The following is a 14,019-nucleotide window of genomic DNA, read 5'->3' as shown; positions in this document are numbered from 1 at the left end:
GCGCGGCGGCGCGGGGGCGGGCGCGGGGGCGTCGGCGCCGAACCGTCAGGGCCGGAGTCAGTCCTGCCAGTCGATGGCCGCGCGGCTCGTCACCATCGCCCGGATCTCGGCAGCGGCGGCCTGGTGCTCGGGGTGGAACTGGTACTCGTCGAGCCCGGCGAGGTCGTCGAAGGTCGCGACGACCGCCAGGTCCTGGTTCTTCCCCGGGTAGGCGACGTTCTCGACGACCTCGAGCGACCGGACCGACCCGATGACGCCGACCAGACCGGTCAGCAGCTCACGGACGCGTGCGACGGCCACCGCACGGTCCAGGTCCTCACGCAGGGTCCAGGAGACGACGTGACGGATCATGCGTGGGCCCCCGCGAGTTCGATCGCCCGGGCGAGTCGCTCGGCGTCGACGTGCCAGTTGCTGTGCACGCGGCCGTCGACGAGCACGACGGGGATGTCCTCCGCGTACTCCTCCCGGAGTGCGTCGTCATCGAGGATCGACCGCTCCTGGAGGGTCGTGCCGGGGTGGGCGGACACGACCTGTTCCACGACGGGTCGCGCGTCGTCACAGAGGTGGCATCCGGGCTTGGTCAGGAGCGTCACAGCGGGCATGGCACCAGGGTAGTCCGGCGGGACCTCCGGCTGCCGAGCAGCCCGTCATCCGCGGAACGGCAGGCATCGAGGCCGGTCCGGCCGGCGACGACCGGGCCCGGGAAATGCGAAAGCCCCGGCGAACCGGGGCTTCTGCGGCAAGTCTTGCGACTTACTTCTTGTTGCGACGCTGGTGACGCGTCTTGCGAAGGAGCTTGCGGTGCTTCTTCTTCGCCATGCGCTTGCGACGCTTCTTGATGACAGAACCCATGTGGACCTCGCTCGGACTGATGGTGATGTACGGACACCGGGCCGATGAAGCCGCGGAAAATCAACCTGCCCGAGTCTACCGGAGGGCTGTCGCGATGTCGAACGGCGCCGGGACGGACGATGGACGCCCGGGGCGGAGGGGTCGGGGTCAGCCGACGTCGGCGATGCCGCCGCGGAGGAGTTCCGCGACCGCCGACTCGGGGACCCGGAAGGACCGACCGAACCGGATCGCGGGGAGCTCACCGGCGTGCACCATGCGGTAGACGGTCATCTTGGAGACCCGCATCATCTCGGCGACCTCCGCGACGGTGAGGAATCGCACGTCGTCGAAACTGCCGGTCATGATCCGCCTTCGGGTGGCTTGCTTGTTGTGACCTGTGTGGTCTCTGGACACTGTAGAGGCGCGTGAGCCTCGCTGTCCAGCAGCTGCTCAGTCGTCCTCGGGCCGCTTCGTGAACCGGCGCCGGCTGCGGTCGACGACACGCTCCCAGCCCTGCTGCGCGCCGGTGAACGCGACGGTGGCGCGGTGCGACGCCTCGGCCATCACGCGGCCGAGTTCGGTGCCCACCTCGACGGTCGCCTTGCCGGCCGGACCGCTCCGTCGGAAGGACACCGGCTGGCCGTCGAGCGTCCACGACGTCGTCGCCGGTGTGCCGTCGGCGTCCACCGCGTTCGTGAACGGGACAACCCACTCCTCGATGCCGAGCAGCGGTTCCGGGTCCAGTCGGTAGTAGCGGTGCTGACCCTCTTCGCGGCTGGTGACGAGCCCGATGTCCCGGAGCACCCGGAGGTGCTTGGACACGGTGGGCTGCGTCACGCCGAGCCGCAGCACGAGCTGTCCGACACTGAGCTCGCCGCCGGTCGCGTCCGCCCCGTACGCGGTGAGCAGTTCGCCCAGCAGTGCACGCCGGGTCGGGTCCGCGACGACGCTGAAGATGTCGGCCATGGGGAGAGGCTAACCGCCGCGGTGCGGATGTACCATGACGCTCTGTCCCGCCCATGTCCCCGGAGGCATACGATGCTCGATCGCTCCGAGCCGGTCCCCGCCCTGGGCACCGCGTCGGCCCGGCGACGCCCCGGCCGGATCACCACCGCGCTCCGATCGTCGCCCTCCCGCCTGGCGATCCTCGTCTTCATCGTGCTCATCTTCCTGTTCACGGTGCTCTTCATGACGCCGATGGCCGCGGCGGACGGCACGACGACGCACTTCTCCGACGCCCTGTTCACCGCGGCCAGCGTCGTCTGCGTCACCGGGCTCGCGACGGTCGACATGGCGACGCACTGGTCGGTGTTCGGCAAGGTCCTGGTCGTCATCGGGACCCAGATCGGTGCGCTCGGGGTGCTCACCTTCGCGTCGATCCTCGGCCTGGTCGTCACACGTCGGCTGGGCCTCCGCGCGAAGCTCATCGCCGCCGGTGACTCGAACCCGCTGCGGACGCACCACGGCGCCGTCCCGGAAGGACAGGCGGTGCGGCTCGGCGACGTCGGCACGCTGCTGCTCACCGTCGCGGTGAGCACCCTGTCGATCGAGATCGTCCTGGGCCTCCTGCTCCTGCCGAGCGTCCTGGTGACCGGCATCCCGTTCTGGTCGGCGGTCGGCGACTCGTTCTACTACGCAGCGATGGCGTTCACGAACACCGGCTTCGCGCCGAACGCCGACGGCCTCGACCCGTTCGCGCACGACTACTGGTTCCTCAGCCTGCTCATGGTCGGCGTCGTGGCCGGCTCGATCGGCTTCCCGGTGATCCGCACGCTGACCAAGCAGCTGCGCTCCCCCAGACGCTGGCCGATCCACGTGAAGCTGACACTGGTGACGAGCGGCATCCTGCTGCTCGGCGGTGCCGTCACGTACATCGCACTCGAGGCCTCGAACCCCGCCACCTTCGGTCGTGAGGGTGCGGGGCGCACGGCCTTCCAGGCGCTGTTCCTGTCGACGATGACCCGGTCCGGTGGGTTCTCGCTCGTCGACTTCGACGAGCTGCACGGGTCGAGCCTCCTGGTCACGGACATGCTCATGTTCATCGGCGGCGGCTCCGCCTCCACCGCCGGCGGCATCAAGGTCACGACGCTCGCGGTGCTCTTCCTGGCGGCCGTCGCGGAGGCCCGTGGCCGGCAGAGCATGGAGGCGTTCGGCCGCCGGATCCCCAGTGACGTCCTCCGCGTCGCCGTGGCGATCGTCCTGTGGGGTGCCACCATCGTCGCGGTCGCCACCGTCGTGCTGCTGCAGATCACGCACGAGCCGCTCGACCGGGTCCTGTTCGAGGTGATCTCCGCGTTCGCGACGTGCGGGCTGTCCTCCGGGGTGTCCGGCGACCTGCCGGACTCCGGCAAGTACGTGCTCGCCGCGACGATGTTCCTCGGGCGGGTCGGTACAGTGACCATCGCCGCCGCGCTCGCAGCGAGTCAGAGCCGGCAGCTGTTCAGTCGTCCCGAGGAGAGGCCGATCGTTGGCTGACCGAAACCGCACGCACCACCAGCAGGGTCCCGTCAGCCACGACGCGCCCGTGCTGGTCATCGGCCTCGGCCGCTTCGGCGCCGCCACCGCCGGGCAGCTCGAGCGCCAGGGCCGGGACGTCCTGGTCGTCGACACCGACGCTGCCCTGGTGCAGAAGTGGTCGGACCGGGTCACCCACGCGGTGCAGGCGGACGCGACCGACATGGACGCGCTCCGGCAGATCGGCGCGCAGGACTTCGCGATCGCCGTCGTCGGGACCGGATCGGACCTCGAATCGAGCGTGCTCATCACGGCGAACCTCGTGGACCTCGGGGTGCCGCAGATCTGGGCGAAGGCGATCAGCCGGTCGCACGGCACGATCCTCAGCCGCATCGGCGCGAACCACGTGGTCTACCCGGAGCGCGAGGCCGGCGAGCGGACGGCGCACCTGGTGTCCGGCCGGATGCTCGACTTCATCGAGTTCGACGACGACTTCGCCGTGGTCAAGATGTTCCCGCCGCGAGCCGTCCGGGGCCGGGACCTGGCGACGACGGTGATCCGCACACGCTTCGGCCTGACGGTGCTCGGGATCAAGCCGCCCGGGCAGGCCTTCGTGCCGGCGACACCGGACAGCGTCATCGGCGAGGACGACCTCATCATCGTCTCCGGCACCGAGACCGACCTCGAACGGTTCGCCGCGCTCGAGTAGCCCCCTCGGCTGGCCGCCCCGCCGTCAGAGCCGGGACAGTTCCTCTGCCCGGGCGACGGCCGCGCGGGCAGCGTGCTCGAGCGTCCCGGCCAGGTCTGCGTCCTGCAGCACGGCGATCGCCCGCTCCGTGGTGCCCTTCGGGCTCGTCACCGCCCGGCGCAGGTCCGCCGGCTCGCTGCCGGAGCGGGCGAGGAGCTCGACGGCTCCCCGGACGGTGCCCTGCACCATGGTGCGCGCCTGCTCGTGGGTGAACCCGAGCGCCTCGGCGGCCTGCTGCCACTGCTCGACGAGCAGGAAGACGTAGGCGGGTCCGGAGCCGGACACCGCGGACAGCGCATCCAGCTGCGCCTCGGGGACCTCGATGACCTCGCCCGAGACGGCGAACACGTGCGCGGCCAGCGCCGTCGCGGCCACGTCCGCCGACGCTCCGGCGCTGATGCCGGTCACCCCGAGGCCGACGCCGATCGGGGTGTTCGGCAGCGCGCGCACCACCCGGACACCGGCGGGCACGTGGGCCTCCATCGTGGTGGTGGTCACGCCGACGGCGACGCTGACGACGACCGCGTCGGGCGCCAGGTCCGCTGCGACCTCGTCGAGCAGGTCCACGATGCCGAAGGGCTTCACCCCGAGCACGACGAGTCCGGCGCCGCGGACCGCCGCCCGGTTGGCGTCGGGTTCGGTCTCGGTCGCGGTGGCGTCGAGCCCGGCGGCACGGTGTGCGGCGGCCGAGGACTCCGAGCGGGTGGTCACCACGACGGTGTCGGGCGCCACGCCGGCGGCCAGGAGGCCCTGCAGGACCGCGCCGGACATGGAACCGACGCCGAGCATGGCGACGCGGGGCAGTTCGATGGTCATGGTCCCCAACCTAGCGAGGACCGGCAGCCTAGGATCGTGGTCCAGGTCGGGTGAGAGAAGGGGTCGGACAGCCACATGAGCGCTTCCGGAGGGACGAAGGCGATCTTCGCCGCACTCGGTGCGAACATCGGGATCGCGATCGTGAAGTTCATCGCCGCGGCGATCAGTGGATCCGCGTCGATGCTCGCGGAAGGGGTGCACTCCCTCGCGGACTCCGCGAACCAGCTGCTCCTGCTGCTCGGCGGCCGGAAGGCGAAGAAGGCCGCGGACGAGGAGCACCCGTTCGGCCACGGCCGTGAGCGCTACGTGTACGCCTTCGTCGTCTCGATCGTGCTGTTCTCGGTGGGCGGGGTGTTCTCGCTCTACGAGGGCATCGAGAAGTTCGCCCACCCGCACCCGCTCGAGAACTGGTGGCTGCCGATGGTGGTGCTCGTCATCGCGATCGGGCTCGAGGGCTTCTCGCTCCGGACCGCCCTCAAGGAAGCCGCACCGCACAAGGGCGGACAGTCCTGGATCCAGTTCGTCCGCCGCGCCAAGGCCCCGGAACTGCCGGTCGTCATGCTCGAGGACACCGCGGCCCTGATCGGCCTGGTCTTCGCGCTGTTCGGCGTCGGTCTGACGGCGATCACCGGCAACGGGGTGTTCGACGCGATCGGCACGGTCCTCATCGCCGTGCTGCTCATCGCCGTGGCGCTCGTGCTCGGCGTCGAGACGAAGAGCCTGCTGGTCGGCGAGGGTGCCGGTCCCGGCGACGTCGCCCGCATCAAGCAGGCCGTGCTCGACGGCCCGGAGGTCGACTCGATCATCCACCTCAAGACCCTCTACCTCGGGCCGGAGGAGCTGATGGTCGGCGTGAAGGTCGCCGTCGACGGGGACCGCCGTCTCGGTGACGTCGCCGCCGGCATCGACACGGTGGAGCAGCGGGTCCGTGCAGCCGTCCCGATCGCCCGGGTGATCTACATCGAGCCGGACGTCCGCCGAGACGGCCCGCACCCGTCGACCGAGGCGATCGTCCTGCGCGCAGCCGACTGACGGCGCGACACGGCCGGGCTCAGCGTCGCTCGGCGAAGAACGCGTCGAGCACCGCGGCGCACTCGTCCTCGAGCACGCCCGCGACCACCTCGGCCCGGTGCGGCAGCCGACGGTCCCGCGCGATGTCGTAGACGCTGCCGCTCGCGCCGGCCTTCGGGTCCCAGGCGCCGAAGACGATCCGGGGCACCCGCGCCGCGAGGGCCGCGCCCGCGCACATCGGGCACGGCTCGAGCGTCACGACGAGGGTGTGCCCGGCCAGGTGCCAGTCACCGGTGACCGCCGCGGCGGCGCGGAGCGCGAGGACCTCGGCGTGCGCGGTCGGGTCCTGGCGGGCCTCCCGCTCGTTCCGTCCGACCGCGACCACCGCACCGTCGGCGTCGAGGACGACGGCACCGACCGGGACGTCGTCGGTCGTGAGACAGGCGCGGGCCTCGTCCAGTGCACGTTCCATCGCGGGGACGAAGGGCCGGTGCGCCGGGTGCTCCACGGGTGCTCCGATCGTCCGGTGGGACCGCGACCGCCGGGAGTGGTGCGGCACGGTACGCTCGACCCTATGCGAGTCCACGTCGCCGACCACCCGCTCATCACCCACAAGCTCTCGGTGCTCCGCGACCGGACCACTCCCTCCCCCACCTTCCGGGCCCTGACGGAGGAGCTCGTCACGCTCCTGGCGTACGAGGCCACGCGCAACGTCCGGGTGACGGCCACGCCGATCACCACCCCGGTCGCGCAGACGATGGGCGTCGCGATCGCGAAGCCGCGTCCGCTCGTCGTCCCGATCCTCCGCGCCGGCCTCGGCATGCTCGAGGGCATGGTCAAGCTCGTCCCCACGGCCGAGGTCGGGTTCCTCGGCATGGCCCGGAACGAGGTCACCTTCGAGCCGCAGACGTACGCCGAGCGCCTGCCCGACGACCTGTCGAACCGGCAGTGCTTCGTGCTCGACCCGATGCTCGCGACCGGTGGGACACTCGCCGCGGCGATCGACTTCCTGTTCGAACGCGGTGCCGTCGACGTGACCTGCGTCTGCATCCTCGGCGCGCCCGAGGGCCTCGCCGCGCTCGAGAAGGCCGTCGGCGACCGTGACGTGACCATCGTCCTGGGTGCGCTCGACGAGCGTCTCGACGAGAACGGCTACATCGTGCCCGGTCTCGGCGACGCCGGCGACCGCCTCTACGGCCTGGCCGAGTAGCCACCGCACTCCATTGACGGGAGGCCCCCCACCGGACCGGTGGGGGGCCTCCCGTCCGTCGTCTCCGCGACTGTCCGCAATCGTCACCGTCCGCGCGGACGGTTGACACGGCGTTGGTATACCGCCGATACTCATGCCATGACTGCAACCGTGTCCACTCGCGCCCTCCACGAGGCCTCGGGGACCGTCGGCATCATGATGCCGACCACGGCGGTCATGCGTTGTCGAATGTGTGCCTGATCGGTACCCGTTCCAGCCGGATCCCCCGCGACACCACCCCCGTCGCGCGCGCGTGATCCCCCGGTGACGACCCCGTCGACGACGCGCACCACCGTCACGAGGTCGGACCCCGCTCCCCCGGAACCGCCCCGGTCCTCACGGACCGCAGGGCCACTCGGTGAACGCTGCTGCAGCGACCGCCGTCGTGGCCACGGCTGATCCGGGCCGACGCATTCGACACCGGCCGAAGCACCACCACACCGCTCGGCCCCTGCACCACCCGGAGACCGCACCATGTCGCTCACCATCGCCCAGCCCCGCACCACCCCCGATCTCCACAGCGCCGCGTCGACCACGACCGACCTCGGCAGCGTCACCCCGATCCGCGGCCGTCGCCCCGCGGCCCTGCCGGCGCAGCCTGCCCGTCCGGTCACCGACCGCGCCACCGTCCCGACCAGCCCGGTCGTGGCCCCGGCCCGCAACCGTGCGCTGCCGGAGGGCACGGAGGCCCGCGGGTTCGCCCTCTACGTCGGACTCGACGAGGCCGCGGCCGCTGCCGCCGGCACGACCCTGGCCGCCGTCGTCGAGCAGCTGAAGGCGTTGACCGCCCAGCTCGTCCCGACCGCCGAGACGTACGCGGCGGTCGCCGTCGCTGCCGAGGGGTCCGGCGGGCGTGACGTCGACGTGGTCCGCCTGGCCCTGCAGGACCGTTCGGCGGTCGCGGCGCGCAAGCAGACCGAGAAGCCCGAGCCGGAGGAGACCGGGGTCGTCATCGACATCTCCCGGAAGCGCGTCGTCCTCGACGGCGAAGCGGCTCCGCTCACCTTCAAGGAGTTCGAGCTGCTGCAGTTCCTGGTCCTCCGTGAGGGCCGCACGGTGGACCGCTCGGCCATCATCGAGGGCCTGTGGTCCGACGGCGAGGACGAGGCCCCGAACGAGCGCACCATCGACGTGCACGTCCGGCGCCTCCGGTCGAAGCTCGGCGCCTTCGAGGAGATCGTCCGCACGGTCCGCGGTGTCGGGTACCGGTTCGACCGCCACGCCGACGTCTCGGTCCGCTACGCCTCCACCCCCTCTCCCGACCTCTTCTGAACCTGCTCTCGTGCGCCGATCGGACAACTCGCAGGATTCGTCGGCGAGGCGCCCTTCCCCGGCGTTACCGCACCGTTATACAGTCGGTCGTGCAGACGGTGTTTGCTGTGGCACCGGCTGTGGAATGTGATTGCAGGAATCTCTTGGTGCAAGGGAGCGGGCCGGTCGTCCACCAGGACGGCCGGCCCGCGTTCTGTGTCCGACCCCGTCGGTAGGGTGGTGGTCCACCAGACGGAGGGAAAGACCCGTGAGCGATCACCGCACCGAGAAGGCCACAGCGGTCGCGGCATGGGAGTCGTTGTTCCGCGCCCAGGTCACCGTCATGCGGAACCTCAACACCGAGTTCCCGTCGGCCGAGATCTCGTTCAACGAGTACGACGTGTGCTTCAACCTGTCGACGCAGCCCGGCCGTCGCTGCCGGATGCGTGACCTGACCGGTCACCTCCTGCTCACGCAGCCGAGTGTCAGCCGGCTGGTCGACCGACTCGCCGCGAAGGGCATCGTCGAGAAGCAGCCGGACCCGACGGACGCCCGCGGGGTGATCGTCGCCCTCACGCCGCACGGGTTCGACGTGTACCGCGCGGTCGCGGTGCAGCACGCCTCCACCATCGCGGCGCAGGTCGGCGCCGGGCTCGACGACGCCGAGCTCCGGACGCTCACCGAGCTCTGCACGAAGCTCCGCGTGGGCGCAGCGGCGACCACGACGACCCGTCGCTCGGTCGGGAGCCCGGCATGAGCGGCTCCGTCGTCTGGCTGCGCGACGACCTGCGACTGGCGGACAACCCGGCGCTCCGCTCCGCCACCGACCGCGACGGACCGGTGACGGTCGTCTACGTGCTCGACGAGCAGAGCGACGGCATCCGCCCGTTCGGTGCCGCGGCACGGTGGTGGCTCCACCAGTCCCTGAGCGCGCTCGCTGCAGACCTCCGCGAGTACGGTTCGCGGCTCGTGCTCCGTCGCGGGCCGGCGGCCGAGGTCGTCCCCGCCCTCGTGACGGAGACCGGTGCGGACGCCGTGTTCTGGAACAGGCGGTACGGCCTGGTGGAGCGAGAGCTCGACGCCGGGATCAAGGCCGGCCTGATCGCCAGCGGTGTCGAAGCGCACAGCGCGGCGGCCAACCTGCTCTGGGAACCCTGGACGGTCCTCAGCGGCAAGGGTGAGCCGTTCAAGGTCTTCACGCCGTTCTGGCGTGCGGCACAGGCGATGCCCGAACCCCGGCACCCGTGGGCCGAACCGGACACCATCGCGGCGCCGCCGGACGTGGCGTCCGACGCCCTCGACGACTGGGCGCTGCTGCCGACGGCACCGGACTGGGCCGGCGGCATGCGGGACGCCTGGACCCCGGGCGAACACGGCGCGTCCGACCGGCTCGAGCGGTTCATCGACGAGGCCCTCGCCGACTACGACCAGCGGGACGAACCCGCGCAGGCCGCGACGAGCAGTCTGTCCCCGCACCTGCGCTGGGGCGAGATCAGCCCGTACCAGGTCTGGCACCGGATGCACGAGACGCTGGAGCCCGACCAGCGCCGGGCCGCACCCGCGTTCCTCCGGCAGCTCGCGTGGCGGGAGTTCAACTGGAACGAGTACTTCCACTGCGACGACATCGCGCGCACCAACGTCCGGCGGGAGTTCGACGCGTTCCCGTGGCGCGACGCCTCGCAGACAGAGCTCGACCGCTGGCGGCACGGCACCACGGGCTTCGACCTGGTCGACGCCGGCATGCGGGAGCTCTGGCACACCGGCGCCATGCACAACCGGGTCCGCCTGGCCACGGCGAGCTTCCTCGTGAAGAACATGCTCGTCGACTGGCGCACGGGCGAGCAGTGGTTCTGGGACACCCTCGTGGACGCCGACGCTGCCAACAACGCGGCGAACTGGCAGTGGGTCGCGGGCTCCGGCTTCGACGCCGCGCCGTACTTCCGCGTGTTCAACCCGGACCGGCAACTGGAGCGCTTCGACCCGCACCGGGAGTACGTCCGCCGATGGGTGCCGGCCGACGAGGAGCGCCCGGAGCCGATGGTCGACCTCAAGGCCACACGGCAGCGTGCCCTCGACGCCTACGCCGAGATGCGGCGCGCATGACCCGGCCGTCACCCGCGGTGATCGACGTGGTCGACGCGCTGCACCGGCAGCGCGTGGTGGACGGCATCGCACCGAGCAGCGCCTGGGGCGTGTTCGACCGGAACGGGCTCGTCGCCTCCGGTGGCGCCGGTGACCGCGGAGACGGCACGGCGCCGGACGCCGACACCGTGTACCGGATCGCGTCGTGCACGAAGAGCGTCACCGCGACGACGCTCCTCGGTCTCGTCGGGGAGCGGCTGCTCTCCCTCGACGACCCGGTCACCGACTTCGTGCCGGCGTTCCGCTCCGTCGTCCTGCCCACGGCGGACTCCCCCGTCCCCACGGTCCGGATGCTCCTGACGATGTCGGCGGGCTTCCCGACCGACGACCCGTGGGGTGACCGTCAGGAGAGCATCTCCGACGACGACCTCGACGACGTGCTGCGCGCCGGACTGCTGTTCGACTCGGTCCCGGGAACGCGCTTCGCCTACTCGAACCTCGGGTACGCGCTGCTCGGCCGGGTGGTCGCCGTCGTCGCCGGAGCACCGTTCACCGCCGTCGCCACCGAGCGGGTCCTCCGGCCCCTCGGACTCGACGACACCGTGTTCGCCGCACGGGACGCCCGGGGTCACGTGGTCACCGGGTACCGCCGGCACAGCTCGGAGTGGGAAGCCCTGACGACCCCGGGACCGGGAGCGTTCTCGCCCATCGGTGGGCTGTTCTCCACCGTCCGGGACCTCGCTCGGTGGGGTTCCTGGCTCGCCGCCGCGTTCGAGGGCACGGCGCCGCCGTTCCCGCGAGACCCCGCGGCAGCGGTCACGGCCACGGACGGCGACCTGGCCGGGCCGCTGGGGAGGGCCGAGCGCCGGGCGATGCAGCAGGCGATGCGGATGATCCCGGCCGAGGCCCTGCCCGGCTCGGCGCGGGCGACCGGGTACGGCTCCGGCCTGTTCGTCGAGCACGACCCCGTCGTCGGGTCGATCGTGTCGCACTCCGGCGGCTACCCGGGGTTCTCGGCACACATGCGGTGGTCGGTGTCGACCGGCATCGGTGTCGTCGCCTTCGAGAACGCCACCCAGGCGAAGGTGTCGGCAGCGGCCACCCAGGCGCACGACCTCGTCCTCGCGGACGTCCGGTCCGCCGAGGGTGCGGCCGCGACGCGGGTGCCGACGACCACGGTGTCCCCGGAGACGCGAGCGGCGCAGGGAGCCGTCCAGGGCCTCCTGGCCGACTGGGACGACGAGCGGGCCGCGTCGATCTGCACGCCGAACGTCCCGATGGACGTGCCGTGGGACCGCCGACGTGCGGCGCTGGCCACCGCGGTCGAGGCGGTCGGCGCCGACCTCGGCGCGACACCCGTCGCCGAGGAGTCGAGCACGCCGACGCACCTGCGGTGGTGGCTGCCCGGCGAGCGTGGTCGCCTGCGCGTCGAGATCCGGCTCGCGCCGCTCGCCGCGGGACTGGTGCAGACGCTGACCGTCCGGGCGGAGCCGACGCCCGCCTGACCTCGGGTCCTGGGGCGGGCCCGGAACCGGGACCACGGCGATCGGTGCCGTCCGGTAACATGACACATGTCCGCGCGGTTCCCGTTGCGGTCAGCCGTCCGTCCACCGCCCCGGAAGAGACCATGCCACGCAAACCGGACCCGACGCTCAAGCCCGCGATCGTCTGCAAGGTCACGGACCACCTCCAAAGCACCCGCATCGAGGACGTCTCCGTCCGCAGCCTCGGTCGGGTCCTCGGGACCAGCGCGTACCCGATCGTCTACCACTTCGGCTCCCGAGACGGCCTGATCGACGCCGTCGTCGAGCACCTGAGCGGCCCGGTCCTCGCGGTCTGCCTCGATCCCGCGTCGGACGAACGCGCCCTGGCCGAGTACGTCGTCCACGTGTTCGGCGCCCTGCACGTCAGGGAGCGCTTCCTGGCGGCACGCCTGACCTTCGAGCTCGGCGCGGTCGAGTACCTGTCGGGTCATGACCGGCACCGGCGCCTGCACCGGACGCACGTCGAGACGCTCACCGCGTGGTGCCGGGAGCACGGGGCATGCGACGACGAGGCGGTCCGGCTGGCCCGCGGTGCCGTCCTCGCTGCCCGGGGCGTGCAGTGGGGTGCGGTCCTCGACGGCGACGTCGATCACACGGACGACGCCCTCCGTGGGGTGGCTCGGCGGCTGGCGGCCGAGATCGGCGTCGGTGTGCGCTGACCCTCCGTCAGGACGTCAGGTGGCGACCACATGACGGGAGGCCCGGTACCAGCTGGTACCGGGCCTCCCGTCATCAGGTGGTCGCCTCAGCGACCCGCGTCGGGGACGCTCAGAGCGTGACGAAGCTCTGCGACTTGGCGTTCTCGAAGCGCGCGGCGACGTTCTCCCAGTCGACGATGTTCCACACGGCCTTGACGTAGTCCGCCTTGACGTTGAGGTAGTCGAGGTAGAAGGCGTGCTCCCACATGTCGAGCATGAAGATCGGGACGAGGCCGAAGGGGATGTTGCCCTGCTGGTCGAACAGCTGGAACGTGGCGAGCTTCTGGCCCACGACGTCCCAGGCGAGGACGGACCAGCCGGAGCCCTGGATGCCGTTCGCGACGGCGGCGAACTGGGCCTGGAACTTCTCGAACGAGCCGAAGAACTCGTCGATGGCGGCGGCGAGCTCGCCCTCCGGGACCTTGGTGTCCGGGCCGAGGTTGGTCCAGAAGATCGAGTGGTTGACGTGGCCACCGAGGTGGAACGCCAGGTCCTTCTCGAGCTTGTTGACCGCACCGAAGTTCCCGGACTCGCGGGCTTCGCCGAGCTGCTGCAGGGCGGTGTTCGCACCGGTGACGTAGGCCTGGTGGTGCTTGTCGTGGTGCAGCTGCATGATCTTGCCGCTGATGTGCGGCTCGAGGGCGGCGTAGTCGTACGGGAGCTCGGGCAGGGTGTACTCAGCCATGGGCGGTCCTTTCGATCGGTGGTGTGGGGTGCGGGGCTCCGCGGCTCACGAGAGCCGGGAACGATCGGTCAGGGAGTGGAATTCCCGGTTGTGGTAGACCAGCGGCTCACCGCGGTCGAGCCCGACGACGATGTCGAGCACCTCGGCGACGACGACGGTCGAGCCGCCGATCGGCGTGGTCGAGAGCGGCCGGCAGCGCAGTGCGCTGGCGGCGTCGGGCAGGTAGCGGTCCCCCGAGGGGAGCCTGCCCCAGATGGGGTCGTCGGCTGCCGGGCTGCCGGTGGAGGCGAAGCGCTTGGCGAGGGCGACACCGCGGGCGTCCATCAGGTGGACGACGAACAGCGGCGCGCCGAGCACGACCCCGGCGGACCCGGAGTTGGTCGAGAGCGAGAACACCAGGACGGGCGGGTCGACCGCGACCGAGGCGACGCTCGACGCGGTGAGACCGGTCGGTCCGTCGGGGCCCTCGGCGGTGATCACGGCGACTCCGGCCGGGTGGCCGCGGAAGGCGTCCTTGTACGCGGCGGTGATGTCGGCCGTGGTGGCGTCCACCTCGGGCGGGGCGGCAGGGCAGGCGCTCCTGGAATCGGCCCGTGCCGCCTTCGACTCGGGTGTGACGACGACGGCGGGCGTCGCGGCGGCGCTCATGG

The 14,019-nt window shown here is 71.5% G+C and carries 18 protein-coding genes; 9 read left to right on the top strand and 9 right to left on the bottom strand.

The features are described from left to right. Positions 1-57: 57 nt before the first annotated feature. From DEJ24_RS16300 to DEJ24_RS16280, 5 genes are all read right to left on the bottom strand, one after another. Positions 58-351 carry a Dabb family protein gene (locus DEJ24_RS16300; protein WP_111079608.1) on the bottom strand — a complete coding sequence of 98 codons (294 nt, stop codon included), beginning with the start codon at positions 349-351 and terminating at the stop codon, positions 58-60. Then, positions 348-602, bottom strand: a complete 255-nt coding sequence (locus DEJ24_RS16295; protein WP_110902606.1) for a glutaredoxin family protein — start codon at positions 600-602, stop codon at positions 348-350. The genes DEJ24_RS16300 and DEJ24_RS16295 overlap by 4 nt, the downstream gene beginning before the upstream one ends. A gap of 151 nt (positions 603-753) precedes the next feature. Continuing rightward, complete coding sequence (locus DEJ24_RS16290) at positions 754-852, bottom strand: 30S ribosomal protein bS22 (protein WP_003792170.1); 99 nt, start codon at positions 850-852, stop codon at positions 754-756. A 147-nt stretch (positions 853-999) separates the two neighbouring features. Further along, a complete protein-coding gene (locus tag DEJ24_RS16285; protein WP_058729786.1) occupies positions 1,000-1,194 on the bottom strand; it encodes a helix-turn-helix domain-containing protein in 195 nt (64 codons plus the stop codon). 87 nt (positions 1,195-1,281) lie between these two features. Further along, the gene (locus DEJ24_RS16280; protein WP_110902605.1) at positions 1,282-1,797 is read right to left on the bottom strand and encodes a helix-turn-helix transcriptional regulator; all 516 of its coding nucleotides are present in this window, start codon (positions 1,795-1,797) and stop codon (positions 1,282-1,284) included. A gap of 72 nt (positions 1,798-1,869) precedes the next feature. On the opposite strand from DEJ24_RS16280, the gene DEJ24_RS16275 reads away from it, so the two are divergent. Together DEJ24_RS16275 and DEJ24_RS16270 are read left to right on the top strand one after the other, a co-directional pair. Beyond that, positions 1,870-3,306: a TrkH family potassium uptake protein gene (locus DEJ24_RS16275; protein ID WP_111079607.1), complete on the top strand. Its 1,437-nt coding sequence runs from the start codon at positions 1,870-1,872 to the stop codon at positions 3,304-3,306. After that, a complete protein-coding gene (locus DEJ24_RS16270) occupies positions 3,299-3,994 on the top strand; it encodes a TrkA family potassium uptake protein (RefSeq protein ID WP_181432901.1) in 696 nt (231 codons plus the stop codon). Before DEJ24_RS16275 ends, DEJ24_RS16270 begins: the two co-directional genes overlap by 8 nt. A gap of 24 nt (positions 3,995-4,018) precedes the next feature. Here the strand turns inward: DEJ24_RS16270 and proC are convergent, their stop codons facing one another. After that, the gene (gene proC, locus DEJ24_RS16265) at positions 4,019-4,849 is read right to left on the bottom strand and encodes a pyrroline-5-carboxylate reductase (protein WP_111079605.1); all 831 of its coding nucleotides are present in this window, start codon (positions 4,847-4,849) and stop codon (positions 4,019-4,021) included. Positions 4,850-4,924: 75 nt separating this feature from the next. Here proC and DEJ24_RS16260 point away from each other — a divergent pair, with 75 nt between their 5' ends. After that, positions 4,925-5,881, top strand: a complete 957-nt coding sequence (locus DEJ24_RS16260) for a cation diffusion facilitator family transporter (RefSeq protein WP_111079604.1) — start codon at positions 4,925-4,927, stop codon at positions 5,879-5,881. A 19-nt stretch (positions 5,882-5,900) separates the two neighbouring features. Here the strand turns inward: DEJ24_RS16260 and DEJ24_RS16255 are convergent, their stop codons facing one another. Next, on the bottom strand, positions 5,901-6,332 hold the full coding sequence (locus tag DEJ24_RS16255) for a nucleoside deaminase (protein WP_110902758.1): 432 nt from the start codon (positions 6,330-6,332) through the stop codon (positions 5,901-5,903). A gap of 102 nt (positions 6,333-6,434) precedes the next feature. On the opposite strand from DEJ24_RS16255, the gene upp reads away from it, so the two are divergent. The 6 genes from upp to DEJ24_RS16225 all read left to right on the top strand — a co-directional run bounded on the left by upp (position 6,435) and on the right by DEJ24_RS16225 (position 12,645). Continuing rightward, complete coding sequence (upp, locus tag DEJ24_RS16250) at positions 6,435-7,070, top strand: uracil phosphoribosyltransferase (RefSeq protein WP_110902600.1); 636 nt, start codon at positions 6,435-6,437, stop codon at positions 7,068-7,070. Between the two features lie 513 nt (positions 7,071-7,583). Continuing rightward, positions 7,584-8,381 carry a winged helix-turn-helix domain-containing protein gene (locus DEJ24_RS16245; protein WP_111079603.1) on the top strand — a complete coding sequence of 266 codons (798 nt, stop codon included), beginning with the start codon at positions 7,584-7,586 and terminating at the stop codon, positions 8,379-8,381. 247 nt (positions 8,382-8,628) lie between these two features. Further along, positions 8,629-9,117, top strand: a complete 489-nt coding sequence (locus DEJ24_RS16240) for a MarR family winged helix-turn-helix transcriptional regulator (RefSeq protein WP_258374626.1) — start codon at positions 8,629-8,631, stop codon at positions 9,115-9,117. Then, on the top strand, positions 9,114-10,463 hold the full coding sequence (locus DEJ24_RS16235; RefSeq protein WP_111079602.1) for a deoxyribodipyrimidine photo-lyase: 1,350 nt from the start codon (positions 9,114-9,116) through the stop codon (positions 10,461-10,463). Before DEJ24_RS16240 ends, DEJ24_RS16235 begins: the two co-directional genes overlap by 4 nt. Next, positions 10,460-11,947, top strand: coding sequence for a serine hydrolase (locus DEJ24_RS16230; protein ID WP_181436642.1), 1,488 nt, complete (start codon positions 10,460-10,462; stop codon positions 11,945-11,947). The genes DEJ24_RS16235 and DEJ24_RS16230 overlap by 4 nt, the downstream gene beginning before the upstream one ends. Before the next feature lie 122 nt (positions 11,948-12,069). Then, on the top strand, positions 12,070-12,645 hold the full coding sequence (locus DEJ24_RS16225; protein ID WP_111079600.1) for a TetR/AcrR family transcriptional regulator: 576 nt from the start codon (positions 12,070-12,072) through the stop codon (positions 12,643-12,645). A gap of 109 nt (positions 12,646-12,754) precedes the next feature. Here the strand turns inward: DEJ24_RS16225 and DEJ24_RS16220 are convergent, their stop codons facing one another. Together DEJ24_RS16220 and DEJ24_RS16215 are read right to left on the bottom strand one after the other, a co-directional pair. After that, positions 12,755-13,369: a superoxide dismutase gene (locus DEJ24_RS16220; protein ID WP_111079598.1), complete on the bottom strand. Its 615-nt coding sequence runs from the start codon at positions 13,367-13,369 to the stop codon at positions 12,755-12,757. Between the two features lie 45 nt (positions 13,370-13,414). Next, on the bottom strand, positions 13,415-14,019 hold a 605-nt coding region (locus DEJ24_RS16215), incomplete at its 5' end, for a flavin reductase family protein (RefSeq protein ID WP_258374865.1).

The organism is Curtobacterium sp. MCPF17_001 (assembly GCF_003234615.1).
Lineage (GTDB): Bacteria > Actinomycetota > Actinomycetes > Actinomycetales > Microbacteriaceae > Curtobacterium.
This window is presented reverse-complemented; position numbering and strand designations above follow the sequence as displayed.